Origin of the sequence: Brevibacterium sp. UBA7493 (assembly GCF_002479565.1) — a bacterium.
Lineage (GTDB): Bacteria > Actinomycetota > Actinomycetes > Actinomycetales > Brevibacteriaceae > Brevibacterium > Brevibacterium luteolum.
The window spans coordinates 482,494-506,651 of sequence record NZ_DLOD01000003.1 but is presented as its reverse complement, the minus strand read 5'-3'; the positions used below and the strand labels follow the sequence as shown (position 1 = coordinate 506,651).

Here is a 24,158-nt window from a genome sequence, read left to right as displayed (position 1 = left end):
TCCGGTGAGCGAACACGCACGCATCGACGAGGCGGTCGCGGCAGCCACAGCCGCGGCCGCCGGGCTCACCGGCGCCGACGCCGAGTCGAAGGCCGCGCACGCCGGACTGCTCTACGACCACGGCCTGGCCTGGGTGAACTTCCCGCCAGGCGCAGGCGGCCTCGGCGTCTCGGCGAGCCTGCAGGACTACGCCGATGCCGCCGTCGACGCCGCCGGACTGCACCGCCCAGACCGGCACGACAACGCGATCGGCTTCGGCATGGCCGCCCCGACGATCGCCGGCTACGGCACTGATGAGCAGAAGACGTGGCTCAAACGCATCTACACGCTCGAGACGATCGTCTGCCAGCTCTTCAGCGAACCCGGTGCCGGCTCCGACCTCGCCGCCGTCGCCACGAAGGCCGTCCTCGACGGGGACACCTACCGCGTGACCGGGCAGAAGGTGTGGACCTCCGGAGCGCACAACGCCGATCTCGCGATCCTCATCGCCCGCACCGACCCGAGTGTGCCCAAGCACCGTGGGCTGAGCTACTTCCTGCTCGACATGCACGCCCCCGGTGTCGAGACCCGTGGGCTGCGCCAGATCACCGGTGAGGCCGAGTTCAACGAAGTCTTCCTCACCGATGTGCCCGTGCCTGCCTCGATGCGGCTCGGTGAGCCCGGTGAGGGCTGGAAGATCGCGAACACGACGCTGAATAACGAACGGGTCGCCATCGGCGGGGGAGCACCCCGGGAAGGCGGCATGCTCGGGGTTGTGACGAAGGCCTGGCGCGAACAGCCCGAGGTCCGCGACCCGCTGTTGCACGATGAGCTCATGCGCCTGTGGGTCGAGTCCGAGACCGCCCGGATGCTCGCAGAGCGCACCGCCCAGCAGGTCGCCGCCGGCCAGCCCGGACCCGAAGGCTCGGGTGCGAAGCTGTCATTCGCCCGCAACGCTCAGCAGCTCTCGGCTCTCGATGTGCGCATGCGCGGTGTCGACGGGCTGCGCCACGACAGCTACGGGATGCGCCGGCCCGAGCACTACTCGATGACCGGCCGCACGCCGGTCTACCGGTACCTGCGCGCCAAAGGCAACTCGATCGAAGGCGGGACCAGCGAGATCATCCGCAACATCATCGCCGAACGCGTCCTCGGCCTGCCCGGCGAACACCGCACCGACAAAGACCTGCCGTTTAAGGACCTGCCCAAATGACCATCGAGATGCTCGAAACCGAGCTGGCCGCCGACCTCAGGCGCACCGTGCGCGCGTTCCTCACCGAACGCTGCGATCCCGGCACCGTCGCCGAGGTCTACGACGACCCAGCTGTCGCCTCCCGTGAGCTCAACGACGGGTGGGCACGCGAACTCGGCCTTGCCGGGCTGCTCGTGCCCGAAGCAGACGGCGGAGCCGGCGCCAGCCTCGCCGAGGCCGCTGTCGTCGCCCACGCGATCGGCCGGCATGCCGCACCGCTGCGCTTCCTCACCTCCGGCGTCATCGCCACCACGCTCGTCACCCACGCCGGGGACTTCGAACTGGCAGCCGCCCTGGCTGCCGGTGAGCGCTACGCCGCCGTCGCCTTCCCCGCCACCAGCTCCACCCTGACGAGCGGGCTTGAGGCGAGTGACGCCTCGGGCGCGGAGCATGCAGGGACGGTCCACGTCAGCGGCACCGTGGCAGGCGTCATGGAAGCCGACGGCGCTGATGACCTCATCGCCGTCATCGGCAGCGGGGAGGACACGACGATCGTCGTCATCGACCCGGCAGATGCTCGTATCGCGCCTTTCCTCAGCCTCGATGAGACCCGCAGGCTCGCCGACGTCACCGTCGAGGGTGCTGCCGCACGGGTCATCGCCACCGGGCCCGAGGCGGAGGCAGCGGCCACCTCCGCGACGCTGGCCGGGCAGGTGGCGCTCGCGGCCGAACTCGCCGGCACCGCAGCCCAGGCGTTCTCCACGACCCTGGACTATGTGCGCACCCGCGTGCAGTTCGGCCGCGCGATCGGCTCCTACCAGGCGATCAAGCACCGGCTGGCCGATCTCTGGCTGGCCGTCAGCCAGGCCGATGCCGCCGCCACCTACGCCGCCCAGACGGCAGCGAACTGGCAGCACGGCGGAGAGGACCTGCACGAAGCCCAGATCTGCGCACTCACCGCGCTCGCCTACACCGCCCCAGTCGCCGTGCAGGCTGCCGAGGAAGCCGTGCAGCTGCACGGCGGCAACGGCATGACCTGGGAATATCCGGTCCACCTGCTGCTCAAGCGGGCCAAGGCCGGCGAACTCATCCTCGGGCACCCGGCTGCCAACCGCGCAGCCCTGGCCGAACTCCTCGAACTTCCGACGTGCTGAGGATCACACAGACGAAATAGACTGGCGAGGCGCCCCTCGTCATCCAGAAAGGACACCCATGACAGACGCAGTCATCGTCTCCACCGCCCGCACCCCGATCGGCAAGGCCTATCGCGGAGCCTTCAACAACACCCAGCCGCAGGAACTCGCCGGCCACGCCATCCGCCATGCCGTCGAGCGCGCTGGCATTGAGGGCGCCGACGTCGACGACGTCATCCTCGGAGCGGCCCTCCAGCAGGGCTCCCAGAGCGGCAACATCGCCCGCCAGGCCGCCCTGCGCGCCGGCCTGCCCGTCACCGTGTCGGGCATGACGCTCGACCGGCAGTGCTCCTCGGGCCTCATGGCGATCGCGACGGCTGCCAAGCAGATCATCCACGACGGGATGAAGATCGCCGTCGGCGGCGGCGTCGAATCGGTCTCGCTCGTCCAGAACGACAAGATGAACACCTTCCGCGCCAAGGACCCGTGGCTGGTCGAGAACATCCCGGGCCTGTACCTGCCGATGCTCCACACCGCCGAGGTCGTCGCCGAACGCTACGAAGTCTCCCGCGAAGACCAGGACGCCTACGCCTACGAATCCCAGATGCGCACCGCCGCTGCCCAGGAGGCCGGGCGCCTCGATGAGGAGATCGTGCCGCTGGAGTCCGTGCAGCTGGTCCAGGACAAGGAGACCAAGGAGATCTCCGAGAAGACCGTCACCCTGACCAAGGACGAGGGCAACCGCCCGCAGACCACCCTGGAGGGCCTCGCCAGCCTCAACCCGGTGCTCGAACCCGGTGTCGCCTCCACCCACCCGTCGATCACCGCCGGCAACGCCTCGCAGCTCTCCGACGGCGCCTCGGCTGCTGTCCTCATGTCCGATGACGAGGCCTCCCGCCGCGGACTCGAACCGCTGGGCATCTACCGCGGCATGGCTGTCGCCGGCTGCGAGCCGGACGAGATGGGCATCGGCCCGGTCTTCGCCGTGCCGAAGCTGCTCGACCAGCACGGCCTGAGTGTCGACGACATCGACCTGTGGGAGCTCAACGAAGCCTTCGCCGTGCAGGCGCTGTACTGCCGCGACCGCCTCGGCATCGACCCCGAGCGCTACAACGTCGACGGCGGCGGCATCTCCGTCGGCCACCCCTACGGCATGACCGGTGCCCGGCTCACCGGCCACGCCCTCATCGAAGGCAAGCGACGTGGCGCCAAGTTCGTCGTCGTCACGATGTGCATCGGCGGCGGCATGGGCGCCGCCGGGCTCTTCGAGGTCTGCTGATCATCAGCCGGCCTGCGCCCGGCGGTCACCGCTGACCGCCGGGCACACCCCGAATTCCGAACATGACGATCCGAGGAGAGACGATGAGCATTTCGGAGACCCGCCCCTGGCTCAAGACCTACAGCCACCTGTCCCAGCTCAATGAGCCCGTCCCGCACACCACCGGTGACGCGCTGCTGCGCGAGACGGTCGAGAAGTTCCCCAACCGCCGCGCCATCACCTACTTCGGCTACGAACCGACATGGGCCGAGGTCGATCGGCAGACCGACGCCTACGCCGCCTGGCTGACCGACAAGGGCATCGGCAAGGGCGACCGGATCGGCGTGTACCTGCAGAACACCCCGCACTACCACATCGCCGTGTTCGGGGCGTGGAAGGTCGGTGCGATCCCGGTGCCGCTCAACCCGATGTACCGCGACGAGCTCAGCCACATCTTCGCCGACTCCGGCATCCGCGGCCTCGTCGTCTCCGCTGCAGCCTACCTCGACCGGGTCAAGAACTACAGCCAGGACCTCGAATGGGTGCTCACCTGTCAGGACACCGACTTCCAGACGACGCACGATGAGCGCATCTTCGGGATCTTCGCCGACCACTACGACACCGGCTGCGAAGAGCTCCTCGACGTCGTCAAGGCCAACGAGGGCCGCTCGGTGCCCGCCCCTGAGCTCAGCCCCGATGACACCGCCATCATCGGCTACACGTCCGGCACCTCCGGCCGGTCGAAGGGCGCGGCGGTGACCCACCGCGGTGTCAGCGTCAACTCCCTGTCCCTGGGCATCCACCAGGGTCTGGACGAAAACGACGTCATCTTCACCCTCGCACCGGTATTCCACATCACCGGCTTCGTCTGCCAGTTCATCGCCTCTGTCGCCATCGGCGCGGCCCTGGCGATGAACTACCGGTTCGAACCGGCCAGCACCCTGGAGATCTTCCGCCGCGAGAAGCCGCAGTACATGGCCGGCCCGGCCACCGCGTACATGGCGCTGCTGGCACACCCGACCTTCGACACCGATGCCTTCGACTCCTTCAAGTCGCTCATGTCCGGCGGCGCGCCGTTGCCCGATGCGATCGTGCGGAAGTTCGAGGAGCGCACCGGCCACTACATCGGCCAGGGCTACGGACTGACCGAGACGACCGCCCAGTGCGTCGTCGTCCCGCCGGGCATGCGCGCCCCAGTCGACCCCGACAGCGGCAACCTGTCCTGCGGACTGCCGGTGCCCGACACCGTCGTGCGCGTCCTCGACGACGAGGGCAACGAACTCGGCCCCCGCGAGGTCGGCGAGATCTGCGTGCGCGGCCCGATGGTCGTCAGCCAGTACATCAACAACCCCGGCGCCTCGGCCTCAGAGATCCCCGACGGGGAGCTCAAGACCGGCGACGTCGGATTCATGGACGAAGACGGCTGGGTGTTCATCGTCGACCGCAAGAAGGACATGATCAACGCCGCCGGCTTCAAGGTCTGGCCGCGCGAGGTCGAAGACGTCCTCTACACCCACCCGGCCGTGCTGGAAGCCGCCGTCGTCGGCGTGCCCGATGAGTACCGCGGCGAATCCGTCACCGCCTTCGTCAGCCTCCAGCCCGGCGCTGAGGCCACCGAGGACGAACTCGTCGCCTACTGCCGTGAGCACCTGGCCTCCTACAAGGCCCCGCGCCACGTCAACTTCATCGAAGCGCTGCCCAAGACCGCCTCGGGCAAGATCCTGCGCCGCGAGATGCGCCGCATCGGAGCCGAGCAGGCCTCCGGCGAGGCGAGCTGAGTCACAGTCTCGAACCGCTCCCGCACACACCTGCGGGACTATGATCAAGAGGCGGATGCCACCCGGCATCCGCCTCTTGGCATGTCCGAGCCCCACCGTCCGTCGAAAGGCCCCACCGATCACCACCCGCAACCGTTTCCTCGACAAGGAGATCCTCGCCCTCGCGCTGCCGGCACTCGGAGCGCTGGCCGCCGAGCCGGTCTTCCTGCTCGCCGACACCGCGATGGTCGGCCACCTGGGACCGGCATCGCTGGGTGCGCTGGCGATCGCCTCGACGATCATCCAGACGGTGCTCGGCCTCATGATCTTCCTCGCCTACGCCACCACTCCGCGGGTCGCCCGCAGACTCGGCGAAGGCAACACCCCGGCAGCGATCGGCGCCGGCTTCGACGGCATCTGGCTGGCGCTGCTGACTTCGCTCATCCTGCTGGCAGCAGGACTGCCGCTGCTTCAGCTGCCGATCAGCTGGTTCAACCCCACGCCCGAGGTGGCAGCCGGCGCCCATGCGTATCTTGCGATCTCCTGGTGGGGACTGCCGTTCATGCTCACCGTCATTGCCGCCACCGGGCTGCTGCGCGGACTGCAGGACACCAAGACCCCGCTCTACGTCGCCGTCGGCGGGTTCCTCGCCAACATCGGTCTCAATGCGCTGTTCATCTACGGCCTCGGCATGGGCGTGGCCGGCTCCGCACTCGGCTCAGTCATGGCGCATGTCGGGATGTGCTCGATCTACCTCGTCATCGCCGTGCGTGCCGCCCGCCGCCATCACGCACCGATCCGCCCGGACTGGTCCGGAGTGCTCGCCTCAGCCCGCACGTCGGGTTGGCTGCTCATGCGCAATATGTCCCTGCGCGGAGCGATGATCGTCCTCATCGTGCTCGCCACCAGTCTGGGCACCGTCCAGCTGGCCGCGATCCAGATCATCCAGACGCTGTTCAACTCCCTGGCCCTCGTCCTCGATGCGCTCGCCATCGCCGGGCAGGCGATGATCGGCCTGCAGCTGGGCTACCGCAACCGCGAACGGGTGGCTGCGATCAACCGGCGGCTCATCCAGTGGGGGATCGGCTTCGGCGCCCTCGTCGGCATCATCCTCGCCGCCGTCTCACCGCTCATCGGGTTCGTGTTCACCTCCGATCCGGAGGTGCGCGGCCTGCTGACCCCGCTCGTCATCGTGCTGGCCATCGGCATGCCGATCGCCGGGTACGTCTTCACCCTCGACGGCGTGCTCATGGGTGCTGAAGACGCCCGCTACCTCGCCTTCGCGCAGCTGGCCGCCTTCCTCGGCTACTGCGGCATCCTCGCGCTCATCTACACCCAGTGGCCGACGGCGACGGTGCTGTGGGCCTGCTTCGGCATCGGGTTCGTCGCCCTGCGCGCACTCGGCCTGGGCTTCCGGGTCCGCAACGACGCCTGGATCCGCCGCGCCGAGGCGGTTGCCGAACGCTCCTGATCAGCAGACGGAATCTGCACAGACTTCGCGCTGACTGCGATTACGCTGGTGGAGGCCGAAGACGGAGAGGACATCCATGCACATCACACCGCTGCCAGCAGACCGCACGCCGGAAGCAGCACGCGAGCTGCTGCTGCCCTTCCTGCTGCAGTGCATCAACTGGTCACCCGGCGCCCCTGAGCGAGATGCCTCAGTCATCGAAGCCGACGACCAGCTCACCGCCTACATCGACGGCTGGGGCCGCGACGGTGACATCGCCGTCATCGCCTGGGATGACGAGAACCAGCCGGTCGGTGCGGCCTGGTGCCGGCTGCTGAGCGATCCGCCCGGTTTCGGCTGGGTGGCCGATGACATTCCCGAGGTGTCCATCGCTGTGGCACCGGATTTCCAGGCCAAGGGTGCTGGCCGCCAGCTGCTGCACACGCTGTGCCGGCTCGCGGCCGTCTCGGGATATTCGGCGCTCAGCCTGTCGGTGTCCGACGGGAACATGTCCAAGCACCTCTACACTCAGCTCGGATTCTCGGACATCGGCCGCTCCGGCGACGGCGATGTCATGCTCAAACAGCTCTGAGCCCAGCGTCGGCGCGTGCGGCGGGGGACCGGTCAGCTCGGCAGCTGCGGCAGCTTCTCCTCGTACAGCCACGGGTCGACGATCGGTGCGACCGAGGAGCCGGTGACCTCGGCTGCAAGGGCGAGGAAGTCGGCAGTCGTGACGTAACCGTGTCGGTAGCGCTGCGTCCAGCCGCGCAGCAGCCGCCGGAACCACTCATCGCCGATGTGCAGCCTCAGGGCGTGAAGCGTCAGCGCCCCGCGCTTGTAGATCCGATCATCGAACATATCGGCTGGGCCTGGGTCGGCCAGCACCAGGTCCTGGCGCTGGCGCTCGAGCAGATCCCAGTGGATGCGGGCGAGCTCATCGGTGCGCCCGCGCCCGGCGGCCTGGGACCACAGCCATTCGGAGTAGCAGGCGAAGCCCTCATTGAGCCAGATGTCCGACCAGTGGGTGAGGGTGAGCGAATTGCCGAACCACTGATGGGCCATCTCGTGGGCGACGAGCCGTTCGGCCTCCCAGGTCGCGGCCAGGTGGTTCGGTCCCAGGATCGACAGCGGCTGGGACTCCAGCGGGATCTCGAGGACGTCATCGGTGATGACGACGCCGTAGTGCTCGAAGGGGTACGGGCCGAACCAGTCGCTGAAGATGCGCATCATGTCGTGCTGCTTGCCCAGTGCACGCTGGGTGCGCTCCCGGAGTCCGCGTGAGCAGGCGATGCTCATCGGCACCGGGCCCGGCCGCTGGGCCGGTGCCAGCTCGGTCGTCTCGTACTGCCCGATCTGCACGGTCGCCAGGTACGGGGCCAGCGGCGCCTGGGACTCCCACACCCAGCGGGTGCGCCCGGCCTTGCGGGAGGTGCTCACGAGCCGGCCGTTGGAGATGACCGTGTAGGGCGATTCGACGAGCACCGAGATGCGGAAGTCGGCCTTGTTCGAAGGATGGTCGTTGCACGGGAACCAGGTGGCCGCCCCGTTGGGCTGACCGGCGACGAGCACCCCGTCGGTCAGCTCCTCCCAGCCGACATCACCCCACATGCCCATCGCCGGCTGCGGATTGCCGGCATAGGAGATCTCGACGGTGGCCAGGCTGCCGCGCTGATAGGCCCGGCGGGGCTGGACGATGAGCTTGCGTCCGCGCTGCCGCCACCGGGCGCGGGTGCCGTCGACGATCGCCTTGGACACCTGCAGGCCGGCCAGGTCGAGTTCGAAGGCGCTGCTGTCCTCCAGCAGGCGGACCCGCAGCCGCGCATGGCCGGCGAGCCGGTTGGGGGCGATGCGGTAGTCGAGCGTGAGGTCGTAGTGCTCGACCCGCAGCATGGTGGTGCCGGAGTCAGGTGTGTAGGAGTCGACAGCGGTCAACGGGCGTCCTCGGAATCGGTCGGGGTCTCAGGTGGGCAGGTGGTGCGTTCTGTGCCGGCCGGTTCGGGCCGGTGCGGGGTCTCCGGCAGGGGCGGGGCGTCGATCCACGGGACGACGGGGTTGCCGGAGAAGTAGGCGTGCGGGGGCACGAACTCCCCGCGCATGACCAGCGAGGTCGGCCCGACGGTGGCGGCCTGGCCGATCGTGGCCGCTGGCAGGATGACGCTGTTGGGCCCGAGTGTGGCACCCGCATCGAGGGTGACGGTGTCCAGGGACATCACCCGGTCGTGGAACAGGTGGGTCTGTACGACACAGCCGCGGTTGACCGTGGAGTTGTCGGACAGGGTCACGAGATCGGCCTCAGGCAGCCAGTAGGTCTCACACCACACGCCGTGGCCGATCTTGGCGCCGAGGGCGCGCAGGAACCACACGAGTGCCGGGGTGCCGACGGCGGTGCGGGCGAACCACGGGGCGGCGATGAGCTCGACGAAGCAGTCGGCGACCTCGTTGCGCCAGATGAAGCTCGACCACAGCGGATGCTCACTCGGCCCGGTGCGGCCGACGAAGACCCACTTGGCGATGACCGCGACCCCGGCGGCCACAGCTCCTGCGGCCATCATGACGACACCGGAGCCGATGACGAGCGTCAGGGGTGCCAGCACCGCTGCCGAGGCGCCGGTCGCCTCGGCGAGTGCGGCACCGGCTGCGAGCAGTCCGTAGAGCGTGATGAGCAGCCCGGTGATGAGCAGCCCGGCGGTGATGACGGACAGGCCGCGCAGCACCTCCCAGCAGCCGCGGGCGACCTTGAGGCGGACAGGCGGGTTGTAGGTCAGTGCCTCATCGGCATCAACTTCGCTGCGGCGCAGCTCGACCGGCGGGGAGCCGATCCACGAGCTGCCCTTCTTCGCCTTGATCGGTGCGGCTGAGAGCACGGCGACAAGCGCGTTCTTCGGCACACGGCGTCCGGCTGCGGCGATGCCGGAGTTGCCGAGGAAGGCGCGTTTGCCGACCTTGGCCCGGCCGATGCGCATCCAGCCGTGGCCGAGCTCATAGGAGGCGACCATCGTGTCATCGGCTAGGAACGCCCCGGAGGCGATCTGCGTCATCGAGGGCACAAGCAGGACGGTGGAGACTTCGACGTTGCGGCCGACCTTCGCTCCCAGGATGCGCAGCCAGATCGGGGTGAACAGGCTGGCATACAGCGGGAAGAGCAGGTCGCGGGCCATATCGAGGATCCGCTCGGTGGCCCACAGCCTGAAGCCCATCATCGACCGGACCGGGAACAGGCCCTCGCGCATCCCGATCGCTAAGGTGCGCACCGAGACGACGACGAGCAGTGCGGTGGTGAGGAACCAGACGAGCGCCTGTACTGGTGCCCAGGCGAGCAGCGTCAGCGGCTGGGCGAACACCTCGGGCCCGGTGAGTGCCAGCATGAGCGCGATCCCGGGGATGAGTGCGATGTAGGGGATGAGGGCGTGCAGCTGGGAGCCGAGGGCGTAGAACAGGAATGGCGTGCGCGCACGCCGGTCGGGCGGGTCGGGCCAGGTGCGCTTCTTCTTGCCGATGCGCACGGCCGGTGAGCCGGAGAACACCTGGTTCTTGCGCACCTTCCCGGTCACTGCCGAGCCGGGTTCGACGTGGGCGTCTTGGCCGATGCGGGTGCCGGGCATGAGTGTTGAGCGTGCCCCGACGGTGGCGTCGCGGCCGATGTCGATGGTGCCGATGCGCAGCAGGTCGCCGTCGACCCACCAGCCCTTGAGGTCGACTTCGGGTTCGACGGCCGCACCGCGGGCGATCGTCAGCAGGCCGGTGACCGGCGGGATGGTGTGCATGTCGACGTCGCGGCCGATCTTGTTGCCCAGCAGCCGGGCATACCACGTCACCCAGGGGGCGTTGGCGACCGAGACGGCGGCGGCGAGGTCCTGGATGCTCTCGGCCAGCCAGAGCCTCAGGTGCACGCTGCCCGAACGCGGATACACCCCGGGTTTCACACCTGCCATGAGGGCGCGGGCGGCGAGAGCCGAGACGAGCATCCGGCCCCAGCCGGAGACGAACACGAGCCACAGGGCGATGATGAGCCACCACGGGGTGGTGATGAGCGGAGCGCCCTGCCAGGCGGCGAGGTTGGCACCGGCCATGACGAGGACGACCCAGCGCATGCCGGCCAGGATGTGCAGCAGCATGCCGAGCAGGGTCTGCAGCCACTGCATCGACCGGCGGGTGCGGGTGACGTCCCGGTGCCGGCCGGCGACGGGGCTGGCGGCGCCCTCTTCGCCCAGGCAGAGTTCGGCCAGTGCACCGAAGCGCGGCCGGGAGTAGACATCGCCGACGGTGATCGAGGTGTGGCGGGCGCGCAGCCGGGAGACGAGCTGGGCGGCAGCCAGCGAGCCGCCGCCGGCGGTGAAGAAGTCGGTGTCCATGCCGGGCCGGCCGCCGAGGACGGCCTGCCACTGCTCGGCGATCCAGGCGGCCTCCTCGGGCACGGCCTCCCCGGAGTCGTCATCGAGGATCTCCTCCAACGGCCACGGCAGAGCATTGCGGTCGACCTTGCCCGAGGTCTTCGTCGGCAGCGTGTCGACGACCGCCAGGCGGGGGACGAGCGCCGGTGGCAGCACCTCGCGCAGCTGTGCCTCCCAGCCGGTCAGGGGCGCCGGCGCCGAGGTGTCGGCTGGAGCGAGATAGCCGATGAGCAGCTGGGTGCCAGCCGGGGTGTCCTTGACTGCGGCAGCTCCGCCGGCGACACCGGGCAGCGCCTGGAGGGCGGCGTCGATCTCACCGAGTTCGATGCGGCGGCCGCCGAGCTTGATCTGCTCATCGGCGCGGCCGACGAACAGCAGCCCGGCCGGGTCGTTGACGACGAGGTCGCCGGAGCGGTAGGCGCGCTGCCAGCCGAGGGTGGGCATGGGTGCGTACTTCTCGGCATCCTTGGCCGGGTCGAGGTAGCGGGCCAGGCCGACGCCGCCGATGATGAGCTCACCGGTCTCGCCTTCGGCAACCGGGATGCCCTCGGAGTCGACGATGGCGAGGTCCCAGCCGTCGAGCGGCAGGCCGATGCGCACCGGACCGGGCCCGCCGAGCGGGGCGGCGCAGGCGACGACGGTCGCCTCGGTCGGCCCATAGGTGTTCCACACCTCGCGGGTGCCATCGGACAGCCGCTGGGCGAGCTCCGGTGGGCAGGCCTCGCCGCCGAAGATGAGCAGCCGGACGCTTTCAAGCGTCTCGGCCGGCCACAGGGCCGCCAGGGTGGGCACGGTCGAGACGATGCTGATGCGCCGGCCGGCCAGCCAGGGGCCGAGATCCATGCCGGACTTCACAAGTGCGCGCGGGGCGGGCACGAGACAGGCACCGTGCGCCCAGGCCAGCCACATCTCCTCGCAGCTGGCATCGAAGGCCACCGAGAGGCCTGCGAGCACCCGGTCGCCGGGGCCGATCGGCTCGTCTTGGCAGAAGATCCGCGCTTCGGCGTCGACGAAGGCGGCAGCTGAGCGGTGGGTGACGGCCACGCCCTTGGGTTTGCCGGTCGAACCGGAGGTGAAGATCACCCAGCAGTCATCATCAGGCTCCGGGGCACGCAGGGCGGGCACCGCCTCGGTCGCGGGGTCGCGGCGCGACTCGATCTGCAGCCCGGCGGTGACGATCGCAGTGACGGCGGCTTCGGAGAACACGGTGGCGGCCCGCTCATCCGGGTCGTCGACGTCGACGGGGACGTAGGCTGCGCCGATCATGAGGGTCGAGAGGATCGCAATGTAGAGGTCGAGGGTGCCTGAGGGGACGCGCACGCCGACCTTGTCGCCGGGGCCGACACCGGCGGCGTGGAGCTGGTGGCCGAAGTCGCGCATCGCCTCCAGCAGCTGGGTGTAGCTGATGGAGCGCACACCGTCGTCAAGGGCTGGTGCTTCGGGGTGCTGGGCTGCGACGTCGATGAGGATGTCGATGAGCGTGCGTTCACGGGCAGCGAGGTGCGCTCCCGGGAACTGCGGTGCATGCACGATGATGTGGTTCCTCCGGGCTCAGACGGGCTCTGAGTGAATCCTAGCCCGTGGCCGGGTGGCAGCGCGGGAGCACCGGGCCGGAGCCTGGGGTAGGCAAGCTCACACCGGATGCCGGGTTCTGCAGGTGAGGTGAACCGAAGTGAGGGTCTACGATGGAGCGGTGAATCCCGCTGACTGGCCGCTGCCGCTCTTCGTCGTGTGGCTCATCATGTACGCCGTCATCATCTTCCGTGCCGGCGGCACCTACCTGCTCGGCAGGCTCGCCCGGCGCGGTGTCAGCCGCATCCAGCGGGTCGAGCGGATCATGCAGTCGGGTCGCTATCAGCACGCCGAGCAGCTGCTGCGCCGCTATGGGGCGGCAGCAGTGGCGGTGAGCTTCCTGCTCATCGGCGTGCAGACGGTCGTCAACCTCGCTGCCGGATCGATCGGCATGAGCCTGCGCCGCTATCTGCCGGCCCTGGGAATAGGCGGGGCGGTGTGGGCGCTCATCTACTCGACTGTCGGGCTCGTCGGCCTCAGCGCGGTCGCCACTGCCTACCGGGAGAACCCAGCTGTCACTCTCGGGCTCAGTGCTGTGTTCGTCGCTGCGATCGTCGGGCTGACGATCGGCCTGCGCCGCGCCGAGGCTGAGCCGGAACCGGAACCTGAGACCTGAACCCGGCGCGAACCGTCGCAGCGTTCCCCGGCAATCCTGCAGATGCGAAAGGGCCCCGGTCGGTGACCGGGGCCCTCATCGCTGGTCGGGCTAGCGGGATTCGAACCCACGACCTCTGCACCCCCAGTGCAGCGCGCTACCAAGCTGCGCCATAGCCCGATGCCGATCATGCAGGCGGACCTGTCAATCGGCTCGTCTAACTGTATATCGGCACTTCGGCTGGAGCAAAAACTCCCGCCCGGCTGCGGCGCACCTCACAGCCGCCGCATCCGTGTCGAGGGGTCATGAGATGATCGGTCTCAGCATGCTGCTGCGCATCGGTCCCCCTGACGGGCCGCGATGTGCTGCGCGCAGTCATGTGCGCACCCGGATGCGATGAACGAGAGGAGGCCGCCGGATGCCCGAGACGAAGCGCTTCCGGCGCGCCCGCCGGTTCGCCGAACGCCGCGTGACCTCCCGCGGCACCGACGGCCAGCGCGAGTCGTATTCGTCCTCGCTGCTCGAATCGCTGTGGCTGCGCACCCCTGAACCGGACTACGAACTGGCAGCCAAGTCCGGGGCACCGAAACGGCCGAGTACCAAGCTCATCGCCGGCATCGTCGCCGTGTTCCTCGGGCTCACCGGCTCGATCGCCGTCGTCCAGCTGACCCGCGGCAGCGGGGGAGAGCGCACGACATCGGACTACCTCATCGAGCAGATCGAACAGCGCTCGCAGGAGAACGAGGACCTCGCCGCCTCCAACGAGCGGCGCGCCGCCCGGCTCAACGAAGCACAGACAACAGCGCTCGGTGAGGATCGCAGCAGCGAACTCGACGCACTCGCCGAACGGGCCGCGCTCACCCCAGTCACCGGGCCCGGCGTGACGCTGACACTCACCGACCAGGACACGAGCGCCCTGGACAACGATCCGCGGGCGGCCCCACCGGAAGCCAACAAGGTCCACGACGAGGACATCCAGGCCGTCATCAACGCGATGTTCGCCTCGGGCGCCTACGCCGTGGCCGTCAACGACCACCGGATCACCACCACCTCGGCGGTGCGCAGCGCAGGCGGGGCGATCCTCGTCAACTACGACCCCCTGCGCCCACCGTATGAGGTCGTCGCCGTCGGCCCGGAGGACCTCATCGACCGCCTCGACCAGACCCAGGCGGCCAGCTATCTGGCCACCATCAGCAAGGACTACGGGATCGGCTACTCCGCCTCGACCTCCGCCGAGGTCACGGTCCCGGCAGCCGAGCTCTCACAATCCCGGTACGCTCAGCCGAAGGGCCAAGAACCGGCAGACTCTGAGGAGAGACAGTGATCGCGATCATCGGGCTCATCATCGGCATCATCCTCGGGATCGTCCTCGATCCCGAAGTGCCCGTCGTCATCCAGCCGTATCTGCCGATCGCCGTGGTCGCCGCCCTCGACGCGCTCGCCGGCGGTCTGCGCGCGGTGCTCTCGGGCAACTTCGACGACCGCGTCTTCGTCATCTCGTTCTTCTCCAACTCGCTCGTCGCCGCCCTCATCGTCTTCCTCGGCGACAAGCTCGGCGTCGGCTCGCAGCTGTCGACCGGCGTCGTCGTCGTCCTCGGCATCCGCATCTTCACCAACGCTGCCGCGATCCGCCGGCAGCTGTTCAAGGCGTGACCGATGGCTGATCGAGACGAAGACATGAGCGCCCAGCAGCCGAGCCCGGAGGAGCGGCCGCTGACCCGGCGCGAGGCCCTGGCCCGCGAGCAGGGCAAGCCGGTGCCCGAACCCGGTCCCGAGGCGAAGGTCGCGGATGCAGATACCGCTCCTCGTGGGCCCGGTCCCAATCCCGAGCCCGAGGACGCCGGCTCCCGGCGCGACGTCGTCGGCCGGCTCGCCAGTGCGCTGAAATTCCGGGCCAACCGCTCCCAGCTGCTGGCCGGTGTGCTGTGTGCGCTGCTGGGCTTTGCGTTCGTTGCCCAGCTGCAGCAGGCCGAGGACGCCGGGTTCTCGCAGCTGTCCGAACCCGAGCTCATCCGCATCCTCGGCGACGTCGATTCCCGCAATCAGCGCCTCGAGCAGGAATCCGCGTCGCTGCGCCGCGATGAGGACGAGCTGCGGTCATCGACGAACCAGCAGGAGGCCGCGCAGAAGCAGGCTGAGGAGCGGGCCCGGTCGATGCAGATCATCACCGGCACCGTCCCGGTGACAGGGCCTGGCGTCGATGTGACGATCACCGCCCAGCCCGGCCAGCTCAGCGCCTCGAATCTCGTGACTTTGGTTCAGGAGCTGCGCGATGCCGGGGCCGAGGCGATCGAGATCGGCGGGCACCGCGTCGTCGTGTCCACCTACTTCACCGACACCCCGACCGGCGGTCTGGAGATCGACGGCGAACCGGTGGACCTGCCGATCCGGATCCAGGCGATCGGGCAGCCGGACACGATGGACACCGCCCTGCGCATCCCCGGCGGCATCTACGACACGGTTGAGAAGCGCGGCGGTGCGATGACCATCAATCAGGAGACGAGCCTCGATATCGACAGCATCGTCCCGCAGCTGGGCAGCGGATGACCTCGCACGCGTTTTCGCATGCACGGTTTCTGTGATGTTGCTCTAGTGTTATCTTCATTCTGTTGACCAGTTATGCTGGGTACACCACAACGATGAGCAGGAGACAAAATGCCCGACCTGACCTTCCCAGCCTCACTGCGGTATTCGCGTGACCACGAGTGGGTCACCGAGACTCGTGAGGGATCTGTCGTGCGTGTGGGCATCTCCGATTTCGCGCAGGATCAGCTCGGCGACGTCGTGTTCGTCGACCTCCCCGATGTGGGTGACAGTGTCACGGCCAACGAGAACTGCGGCGAGGTCGAGAGCACCAAGAGCGTCTCCGACATCGTCGCGCCGGTCAGCGGTGAGGTCATCGCCGTCAATGAGTCCCTCGAAGACGCCCCGGAAGTCATCAACTCCGATCCCTATGGTGAGGGATGGCTCTTCGACGTCGAGCTCAGCGATGCCTCTGAGCTTGATACGCTCATGGATGCAGATGCGTACGCCGCAGCAGTGGAAAGCGAGGGAGCCTGATGTCCCAGCAGAACTACCCGCAGGATGAGGCGGGACAGACTCCGTGGTACGGCGGCGACGAGTCCGCCCGCGAACCGCGCGCTTTCCCGTACCAGACCGGTGAGAACCAGACTGACCCGAATCAGAACCAGGGCGGCTCCCATGCCGCCGGTGAGCAGCCTGCCGCCGCCTCGCAGCAGCCCGGCTACGGCGCCCAGCAGTATGGCAGCGGACCTGCCGCTCAGCAGCCGTACGGCTCGCAGCCCGGCTACGGCTCGCAGCAGCCCTACGGCGACCAGCCGCAGTACGACTCCGGTGCTCAGCCGCAGCAGTTCGGCTCACAGCCCCAGCAGCAGTACGGCTCACAGCCGCAGCAGCCGTATGCCCAGCAGGCCTACGATCCGCAGCAGCCCGGCGGCCAGTACGGATATGACCCGCAGCAGCAGGGCGGACAGCCGGCCTACGGTTCGCAGCCCCAGCAGGGCTACCCCCAGCAGTACGACTCCGGTGCACAGCCGCAGCAGTTCGGCTCACAGCCCCAGCCTCAGTGCGGTTCGCAGCCGCAGCAGGGATACCCGCAGGACCAGCAGGGCTTCGGCTCCCAGCCTGGCTACGGGGCCCCGCCGGCGTCGGACCCGCAGCAGCAGGGCTACGGCTCGCAGCCGCAGGGCGGCCAGCCTGAAGCCGGCACGCAGGCCTCGCCGAATGCCTACGGCAACCAGCCGGTCGGCGGTCACGACCAGCCGGTGCCGAGCATCCTCGACCCGCGCACCGGTGAGATCCACCCGGTCTCCGACCTCAACCACCTGCAGGAGACCGATGCGCTCCTCGTCGTCGTCTCCGGGCCCGACGCCGGCGCGCAGATCCTGCTCGACACCGATGTGGTGACCGTCGGTCGCAGCCCGAATGCCGACATCTTCCTCGATGACGTGACCGTCTCGCGCAAGCACGCTGAGTTCGTCCGCACCCCGAGCGGATTCACCCTGCGCGATACCGGTTCGCTCAACGGCACCTACGTGGGCCGCCAGCTCATCGATTCGATCGAGCTGCAGAACGGCGCTGATGTGCAGATCGGGAAGTTCCGGATGATCTTCCAGCAGCGTCCGCGCAGCAGCTGAGCGAAATGGCCTACGTCAGCGTCGAAGTCGTCGGGGTGCGCATCGAGTTGCCCGCCAACCAGCCGATTCTGCTGCTCAAGGCCCTGTATCTGCCGCGCTATCTGCCGATCTGGATCGGCACGGCCGAAGCCAATGCCATCGGCATCGCCCAGCGCGGCCTGACACCGCCGCGGCCGCTGAGCCACCACCTCATGCTCGACATCCTCGAGTCCTACGGGGCCGAACTGACCGAGGTGGTCATCACCGGCAAGGAGAACCACACCTTCCTCGCCGAGCTGCACACCTCAGACGGAAAGACGATCTCCGCCCGCCCGTCCGACGCTGTCGCACTCGCCCTCATCGCCGAATGCCCAGTGCTGGCCGATGAGCAGCTCATCCAGGAGAACGGCATCGAAGCGCCCGAAGCAGACGAAGAGGAGGTCGCACAGTTCCGCGACTTCCTCGACCACGTCTCACCGGAGGACTTCGAAGGCGAAAGCTGAGCTTTCCCACCCCGCCGTTCGCACACCGGACACCACACCTGCGTGCCGATGCCGCCGTGAGACCATGGCCGCATCGGCATCACCATCGATCGAAGGAACACATACTGTGAACATCAGCCGCGTCTACCAGGCCGCCGGACAGGCAGAAGCCAGCGAAGAGACCATCAAAGGACTCGACGCCTGGCGCTCCATGTCGCCTCGCCAGCAGCCGACGTACGAGGATGCAGACGAACTCGCTGCCGTTCTCGAGCGGCTGCGCTCCGTTCCGCCCCTCATCTTCGCCGGTGAGGCCGACAAGCTCACCGAGCGCATCGCAGCCGCCAGCCGCGGCGAGGCCTTCGTGCTCGCCGGCGGTGACTGCGCTGAGTCCTTCGCCGACGCCGATGCCGACCGTATCCGCCGCCGGGTGCAGACCGTGCTGCAGATGGCTGCCGTGCTCACCTACGGCGGATCCCTGCCGGTGGTGAAGATCGGCCGGATGGCCGGCCAGTTCGCCAAGCCGCGCTCTTCGGACACCGAGGTGCGCGAGGGTGTTGAGCTGCCGAGCTACCGTGGTGACATCGTCAACAGCTACGAGTTCACGCCCGAAGCGCGGCGACACGATCCTAACCGGCTGCTCGAGGCCTACAACATCTCCTCGTCGACCCTCAACCTCATCCGTGCCTTCACCACCGGCGGTTTCGCCGACCTGCGACTGGTCCACGACTGGAACCGCGGCTTCCTCGGCTCGAATCCGAACTACCACCGCTACGAGCAGATGGCCCGCGAGATCGACCGGGCGCTGAAGTTCATGGCCGCATGCGGCGCTGACTTCGACAGCCTCAAATCGGTCGAGTTCTTCTCCGCCCACGAAGCCCTGCTGCTCGAATACGAGCGGGCACTCACCCGCATCGACTCGCGCACCGGCGACCCGTACGACGTGTCCGGTCACTTCCTGTGGATCGGGGAGCGGACCCGCCAGCTCGACTCCGCCCACGTCGACTTCCTCTCCCGTGTGCGCAACCCGATCGGCGTCAAGCTCGGCCCGAACGCCACCTACGATGACGCCATGGCCCTGGCAGAGAAGCTCGATCCCGAAGCAGAGCCGGGCCGACTGACGTTCATCACGCGCATGGGTGCGGAGAAGATCCGCGAAGGCCTGCCGCGCCTGCTCAGCCAGGTCGGCGACCAGCTGCCGCACGTCACGTGGGTCTGCGACCCGATGCACGGCAACACCATCACCTCGAACACCGGGTACAAGACCCGCCGGTTCGAAGATGTCATGGCAGAGGTCGCCGGGTTCTTCGACGCGCACTACGACGCCGGCACCATCCCCGGCGGCCTCCACATCGAACTCACCGGTGATGACGTCACCGAGGTGCTCGGCGGAGCCAGCGAGATCGACGACGAGGGTCTGCGCCGCCGCTACGAAACGCTCGTCGACCCCCGCCTGAACCATGACCAGTCGCTCGAAATGGCATTCCAGGTCGCCGAATACCTCACCAAACACCAGCAGGAACACGGATGACCCGCAGGCAGCCTGCCACGCTGCCTGCCACCCCACCACCAGCTCAGGAGACCGCACGATGATCGACCTGCGATCAGACACCGTCACCCGCCCGGATGCTGCGATGCGCCAGGCGATGATGGACGCCGAAGTCGGCGACGACGTCTACGGCGAAGACCCGACGATCAACGCACTCGAAGCCCGCGTTGCCGTGCTGCTCGGACACGAGGCCGGCATCTTCTGCCCCTCGGGTTCGATGACGAACATGCTCGGTGTCGCCGCACTGGTCGCACCCGGCTGGGAGCTCATCGCCGAATCCCAGGCACACGTCCTGCGCGCTGAAGCGGGCGGTCATGCCGCCCTGGCAGGAGTCACCTCCCGGACCTGGGTCTCACCCGATGGCACCTTCACCGCCGCCGACGCACTCGCACTTGTGAGCCGCCCGCGCGGCTACCACCAGGTCGGAACCGCGGCGATCTCGGTGGAGAACACCCACAACTTCGGCGGCGGACGCATCGCCGACATCGACGAGCTGCGCACACTCAGGCGAGAGACCGCAGCAGCCGGTGTCGCCGTCCACATGGACGGTGCACGCCTGCTCAACGCGTGTGCGGCCACAGGGATCTCGGCAGACGAATACGGCCGGCAGGCTGACACTGTCTCCCTGTGCCTGTCCAAGGGCCTGGGCGCACCGGTCGGCAGCGTGCTCGTCGGCAGCGCGGAGATCATCGAGAAGACCCGCCTGCTGCGCAAGCGCTACGGAGGCGCCATGCGGCAGGCCGGCATCCTCGCCGCCGCAGGCCTGTACGCCCTCGACAACCACGTCGATGGCCTTGCCGATGACAATGCCCACGCCCGGCAACTCGCCGACGCACTGGCAGCGACCCGCGAGGGCATCGTCGATCCGGAGACCGTGGATACGAACATCGTCTTCCTCGACCTCAGCGATCTGGCAGTGGATGCCGAGCAGTTCGCCGCTCAGGCAGCTGAGCGCAATGTGCGGGTCTCGGTGATGGGGGAGAACAGCGTCCGGCTCGTCACCCACCGAGATGTCTCACCCGAGCAGATCGACACGGCAGCCGAGGTGCTTACCAGCCTCGTCTGAAGCTGACGGTTTCTGCGGCGGCAGCTGGGCTCAGCTGCCGTCGTCGGACTTCTTCTCCTCGGATTTCTTGTCCTCGTCCTTCTTCTCATCATCCTTCGGCTTATCGGGCTCCTTGCCCTTCGAGACCTTCAGGATGACGAGATCACCGGGGTTCTTCTTCGCAGCAGCCTTCGGATAGTGCGCGACGACATCGCCCTTCGGAGTGTGATCGCTGTAGATCTCGTCCTTGGCGATCCGCAGGCCCATCCGGGCGAGACGGCCATAGGCGACCTCATATGAGACTCCCGTGACATCCGGGATGACGAGCGGTTCAGCACCCTTGGAGACGACCAGGTCGATCTCGGTTCCCTTGGCCACCTCTTCGCCGCGCTCCAGTGACTGGGACATGACCGAGCCCTCAGGCACGGAGCTGGAGTGCTCACGGTCGACCGCACCCACCTGCAGTGAGGCTCCCTCGATCGCCGAGCGGGCTTCGCTTTCGGTCATCTTGGACACATCGGGGGCAGCGAAGAGCTCCTCGCCCTTCGAGACCAGGACCGTGACGACGGCGTCCTTGTCGAGTTCGGTGCCGGCTGCCGGATCGGTGCCGATGACCTTCCCGGCCGGGACTGCCGTACTGAACTCCTCCCGCGTGGCAGTGGTGAAACCGGCGGTCTTGAGTGCGGAGAGGACATCGGCCTGCTCCTGGCCGGCAACAGCGGCCGGCACCTCGGCGGTCGTCTCGATTGAGGCGACGGCACCCCATCCCGCCAGTGCGATGACGGCAGCTGCTGCTGTCAGGCCGAGTGCTGTGCGGGTGCGCCCGCGGCTGCGGCCCCCGTGCTCCGGGCTCTTCGCCGGAGCGGCAGACCGAGCAGCTGCGGCAGCAGCCGGAGCCAGTGGGGCAGGAGCGCCACGCGAACTGGCGGCCTCGTCGTCTTCGTCATCGGCGAGGTAGGGGATCTCGTCAGTGCGGGCCTTCGGCTCCTTCTGCCGCGGCTCGGCCGGATCGCCGTCCTCGATGGTGATCGTGGCGGTGAGCACCGGCGCATCGACAACGGGTGCGCCGCTGCCTTCAGCGAGATCGAGCTCCTCCTCGCTCAGCTGCGTGCGCGCCTCGGCCAGCGCCAGGCGCAGCTCGCTCGCATCAGCGGGTCGGTCCTCCGGCTTGCGGGAAGTCGCCCACAGCACGATCGCATCGAGAGTCGGGCTGACCCCGGCAACCGCCTCAGAGGGCGCGGGAACTGTGTCGTGGACGTGACGGTAGGCGACCTGGATCGGCACATCGTCGGTGTAGGGCTGGCTGCCGGTGAGCATCTCGTAGAGCATGATCCCGACCGTGTAGAGATCAGTGCGCTCATCAGCGCCGGTGCGCGTGACGAGCTCGGGTGCGACATAGCCGACAGTGCCGATGAGCGTCTTCGTCGTCGTCGACGTGCTCACCGCGCGCGCCAGACCGAAATCCGCGAGCTTGATCTGCCCGTCGGTGCCGAGCAGCACATTGTCCGGCTTCAGGTCACGGTGGATGATGCCGGCACCATGGACCGCCTCGAGTGCGGCGAGGATCGCATCGGTCACGACAATCGCCTGACGCGGGGTGAGGCTGCCGCGGTGCTTGAGCTCCTTGCGCAGCGTCACCGACTCCAGGTAGTCCATCACGAGGTACACGGCCTGGCCGTCAGAGCCCTGGTCGTGGACGGCGATGAGGTTCGGGTGGCTGAGCCGGGCAGCGTGGATGGCCTCACGGCGGAACCGCTCGACGAACGTCTCGTCGTCGAGCAGGTGCTGGTGCATGACCTTGATCGCGACCTCGCGATCCAGGCGCAGGTCGGTGCCGCGGTAGACCATCGCCATGCCACCGCGGGCGATGACGGACTCGACTCGGTAGCGTTCGTTGAGAACGACACCGAGCAGCGGATCGTGCAGGGTCTTCATGATGTGCTCTCCTGGCTGCGGAATCGTTCGGCGGTCACCTGGACGTTGTGGACGAAGCGGCGCGTGTCGCGGTGCTGTCCGTGCGCCGCGACCGAGGCGAGGCCCTGGTAGTAGCCGGCCAGCGCCTCGGCTTCGGAGCCTGTGCGTTCGAGCAGCCAGCGCAGGATCGCCAGGCCGGCGCGGATGTTCTCGGCGGTGTCGAGGATGTCGACCGGTTCGCCGAGCAGCTCGGCGGCCCAGGCTCCGGCGCGCGGGGTCACCTGCATGACGCCGATCGCGTTGACCGGGGACACGACCTGCTGGCGCATCCCGGACTCCTGCTGGGCCAGGGCGGAGGCGAGGTGCTCATCGACTCCGAGGTAGTCGGCGATCCCGCGGACCATCGCGGCGATGTCGCGCTTCGGCAGTACGGGACGCTGCTGGAGGATCCACTTGTTGTGCCGGGCTGCAGCGAGCACTTCGGCCGGGTACGGGGTGCCGCGGTGGTCGGTGGGCAGCTGCGGCAGCTCGGCTGTCGGGACATGCTGCCGGGCACGGTTCGAGGTGGCCCCGGAACCGGAGAGTGCGAGCAGCTCGCCTTCGCGGATGACTGTCGAGTCGCCCATTGCGTTGGCGTCCTGCAGGGCCGGCACCGAGATCTGGTAGCGCTCGGCGATCGCTTCGAGGGTCTCGCCTGCGGCGACCCGGTGGCCGGCGGTGTGCTGCTGGTGGATGTTCTTCGCCGGCAGCGACAGGATCTGTCCAGGCCGCACCGCGCTGCGGCCGCGCAGGTCGTTGAGTTCGACGATCGCTGGGGCGGAGACTCCGTGGCGTTTGGCGATCGAGATGAGGGTGTCGCCGGTGCGGACCTTGTAGGTGCGTCCGCCGTGGGTGACCGGGATGGCCTCGCTGACCGTGCCCGAGGTGAATCCCGGCTGGGCATCGGAGGCGGGCGTGGCGCGCGGTGTGAAGGCGGGGCTGAAGCCCGGCTCAAGGTTCGGGTCGGTCGTCGTTTCGGGCGCTGCAGGGGCATGCTCGTCAGCAGCAGGGAGATGCTGTGCGGCCTGCTGGGATGCGAAATGCGATGCCACGGTCAACGGCGACGGGACGGCAGCCCGAGCCGTTGTCTGTCGCGCCCGTCCGTGCGGCGGGCGGTGCGATGCCCTGTTCATGTACGACCTGCAGTTCTGATGGGGGAAGACAAGCTGCGGTTACAGTTGATCCCAGCTTAACGACTGCGCTGCGCCACACGTGCGAGCATGCGCACTCGGCGTGTCGGTACTATCCTGAGATCTGTGACTGATTCAACCGCCGCTTCCGGCTCATCCCAGCAGGCAGGTTCGCCCGACCATTCTGCGCAGGCGCTGGCACTCGTCGACGAATGGCTGCCGCTGCCGGACATCGCCGAGCAGACAGGGCTGGGGATCTCGAAGGTCCGCCGTCTGGTCGAAGATCGGGCGCTTATCGGCTTCAAGCACGGTTCGCCGAAGGTCTTCAAGGTGCCCGCGCTCTTCATCGACGGCGACGCTCCGGTCAAGAACCTGCAGGGCACCCTCATGCTGCTGGCCGATGCCGGCTTCTCCGATGAAGAGGCCATCGCCTGGCTGTTCACCCCTGATGATTCGCTGCCGGGTCGGCCGATCGACCTGCTGCGCACGGGATCGAAGAAAGAGGTCCGGCGCCGCGCGCAGGCGCTGGCCGTCTGAGG

At 68.2% G+C, this 24,158-nt stretch carries 20 protein-coding genes and 1 tRNA gene; 16 read left to right on the top strand and 5 right to left on the bottom strand.

Going from position 1 to position 24,158, the window contains the following annotated elements:
• The first annotated feature begins 4 nt into the window (after positions 1–4).
• The 6 genes from B4E96_RS03620 (at position 5) to B4E96_RS03595 (ending at position 7,361) form a co-directional block, all read left to right on the top strand.
• The gene (locus tag B4E96_RS03620) at positions 5–1,192 is read left to right on the top strand and encodes an acyl-CoA dehydrogenase family protein (protein WP_102160608.1); all 1,188 of its coding nucleotides are present in this window, start codon (positions 5–7) and stop codon (positions 1,190–1,192) included.
• A complete protein-coding gene (locus B4E96_RS03615; RefSeq protein ID WP_286956403.1) occupies positions 1,189–2,325 on the top strand; it encodes an acyl-CoA dehydrogenase family protein in 1,137 nt (378 codons plus the stop codon). The genes B4E96_RS03620 and B4E96_RS03615 overlap by 4 nt, the downstream gene beginning before the upstream one ends.
• A gap of 58 nt (positions 2,326–2,383) precedes the next feature.
• Positions 2,384–3,583: an acetyl-CoA C-acyltransferase gene (locus B4E96_RS03610; protein WP_102160604.1), complete on the top strand. Its 1,200-nt coding sequence runs from the start codon at positions 2,384–2,386 to the stop codon at positions 3,581–3,583.
• Positions 3,584–3,666: 83 nt separating this feature from the next.
• Positions 3,667–5,340 (top strand): class I adenylate-forming enzyme family protein, encoded by a 1,674-nt coding sequence (locus B4E96_RS03605; protein ID WP_286956402.1) that lies wholly within the window; start codon positions 3,667–3,669, stop codon positions 5,338–5,340.
• 76 nt (positions 5,341–5,416) lie between these two features.
• On the top strand, positions 5,417–6,790 hold the full coding sequence (locus tag B4E96_RS03600) for an MATE family efflux transporter (RefSeq protein WP_414632660.1): 1,374 nt from the start codon (positions 5,417–5,419) through the stop codon (positions 6,788–6,790).
• A gap of 76 nt (positions 6,791–6,866) precedes the next feature.
• The gene (locus B4E96_RS03595) at positions 6,867–7,361 is read left to right on the top strand and encodes a GNAT family N-acetyltransferase (protein ID WP_165882679.1); all 495 of its coding nucleotides are present in this window, start codon (positions 6,867–6,869) and stop codon (positions 7,359–7,361) included.
• Positions 7,362–7,393: 32 nt separating this feature from the next.
• Here B4E96_RS03595 and B4E96_RS03590 read toward each other — a convergent pair whose 3' ends face one another.
• Complete coding sequence (locus tag B4E96_RS03590) at positions 7,394–8,701, bottom strand: M1 family metallopeptidase (RefSeq protein WP_286956400.1); 1,308 nt, start codon at positions 8,699–8,701, stop codon at positions 7,394–7,396.
• Positions 8,698–12,696: a Pls/PosA family non-ribosomal peptide synthetase gene (locus B4E96_RS03585; protein ID WP_286956442.1), complete on the bottom strand. Its 3,999-nt coding sequence runs from the start codon at positions 12,694–12,696 to the stop codon at positions 8,698–8,700. The genes B4E96_RS03590 and B4E96_RS03585 overlap by 4 nt, the downstream gene beginning before the upstream one ends.
• Positions 12,697–12,853: 157 nt before the next feature.
• Between B4E96_RS03585 and B4E96_RS03580 the strand changes: the two genes are divergently transcribed.
• Positions 12,854–13,348 carry a DedA family protein gene (locus B4E96_RS03580; RefSeq protein ID WP_286956399.1) on the top strand — a complete coding sequence of 165 codons (495 nt, stop codon included), beginning with the start codon at positions 12,854–12,856 and terminating at the stop codon, positions 13,346–13,348.
• An 82-nt stretch (positions 13,349–13,430) separates the two neighbouring features.
• On the opposite strand, the gene B4E96_RS03575 is transcribed toward B4E96_RS03580, so the two are convergent.
• Positions 13,431–13,507: transfer RNA gene (locus B4E96_RS03575), tRNA-Pro, on the bottom strand.
• A 238-nt stretch (positions 13,508–13,745) separates the two neighbouring features.
• Between B4E96_RS03575 and B4E96_RS03570 the strand changes: the two genes are divergently transcribed.
• The 8 genes from B4E96_RS03570 (at position 13,746) to B4E96_RS03535 (ending at position 20,557) form a co-directional block, all read left to right on the top strand.
• Positions 13,746–14,651, top strand: a complete 906-nt coding sequence (locus tag B4E96_RS03570) for a DUF881 domain-containing protein (RefSeq protein WP_102160590.1) — start codon at positions 13,746–13,748, stop codon at positions 14,649–14,651.
• Positions 14,648–14,980 carry a small basic family protein gene (locus B4E96_RS03565; RefSeq protein ID WP_102160588.1) on the top strand — a complete coding sequence of 111 codons (333 nt, stop codon included), beginning with the start codon at positions 14,648–14,650 and terminating at the stop codon, positions 14,978–14,980. Before B4E96_RS03570 ends, B4E96_RS03565 begins: the two co-directional genes overlap by 4 nt.
• A gap of 3 nt (positions 14,981–14,983) precedes the next feature.
• Positions 14,984–15,874: a DUF881 domain-containing protein gene (locus B4E96_RS03560; protein WP_102160586.1), complete on the top strand. Its 891-nt coding sequence runs from the start codon at positions 14,984–14,986 to the stop codon at positions 15,872–15,874.
• Positions 15,875–15,982: 108 nt separating this feature from the next.
• Positions 15,983–16,387, top strand: coding sequence for a glycine cleavage system protein GcvH (gene gcvH, locus B4E96_RS03555; protein ID WP_102160585.1), 405 nt, complete (start codon positions 15,983–15,985; stop codon positions 16,385–16,387).
• Positions 16,387–17,484, top strand: a complete 1,098-nt coding sequence (locus B4E96_RS13355; protein ID WP_414632659.1) for an FHA domain-containing protein — start codon at positions 16,387–16,389, stop codon at positions 17,482–17,484. The genes gcvH and B4E96_RS13355 overlap by 1 nt, the downstream gene beginning before the upstream one ends.
• Before the next feature lie 5 nt (positions 17,485–17,489).
• Entirely contained in the window at positions 17,490–17,966 is a 477-nt protein-coding gene (locus tag B4E96_RS03545; protein WP_102160583.1) for a bifunctional nuclease family protein, read from the top strand.
• A 106-nt stretch (positions 17,967–18,072) separates the two neighbouring features.
• Positions 18,073–19,473 carry a class II 3-deoxy-7-phosphoheptulonate synthase gene (locus tag B4E96_RS03540; RefSeq protein ID WP_257995004.1) on the top strand — a complete coding sequence of 467 codons (1,401 nt, stop codon included), beginning with the start codon at positions 18,073–18,075 and terminating at the stop codon, positions 19,471–19,473.
• Positions 19,474–19,531: 58 nt separating this feature from the next.
• A complete protein-coding gene (locus B4E96_RS03535) occupies positions 19,532–20,557 on the top strand; it encodes a threonine aldolase family protein (protein ID WP_286956396.1) in 1,026 nt (341 codons plus the stop codon).
• A gap of 30 nt (positions 20,558–20,587) precedes the next feature.
• Here the strand turns inward: B4E96_RS03535 and pknB are convergent, their stop codons facing one another.
• Positions 20,588–22,471 carry a Stk1 family PASTA domain-containing Ser/Thr kinase gene (gene pknB, locus B4E96_RS03530; RefSeq protein ID WP_286956395.1) on the bottom strand — a complete coding sequence of 628 codons (1,884 nt, stop codon included), beginning with the start codon at positions 22,469–22,471 and terminating at the stop codon, positions 20,588–20,590.
• Complete coding sequence (locus B4E96_RS03525; RefSeq protein WP_286956394.1) at positions 22,468–23,541, bottom strand: LysM peptidoglycan-binding domain-containing protein; 1,074 nt, start codon at positions 23,539–23,541, stop codon at positions 22,468–22,470. Before B4E96_RS03525 ends, pknB begins: the two co-directional genes overlap by 4 nt.
• A 273-nt stretch (positions 23,542–23,814) precedes the next feature.
• Here B4E96_RS03525 and B4E96_RS03520 point away from each other — a divergent pair, with 273 nt between their 5' ends.
• Positions 23,815–24,156 (top strand): Rv2175c family DNA-binding protein, encoded by a 342-nt coding sequence (locus B4E96_RS03520; RefSeq protein WP_259795375.1) that lies wholly within the window; start codon positions 23,815–23,817, stop codon positions 24,154–24,156.
• Positions 24,157–24,158: the final 2 nt, after the last annotated feature.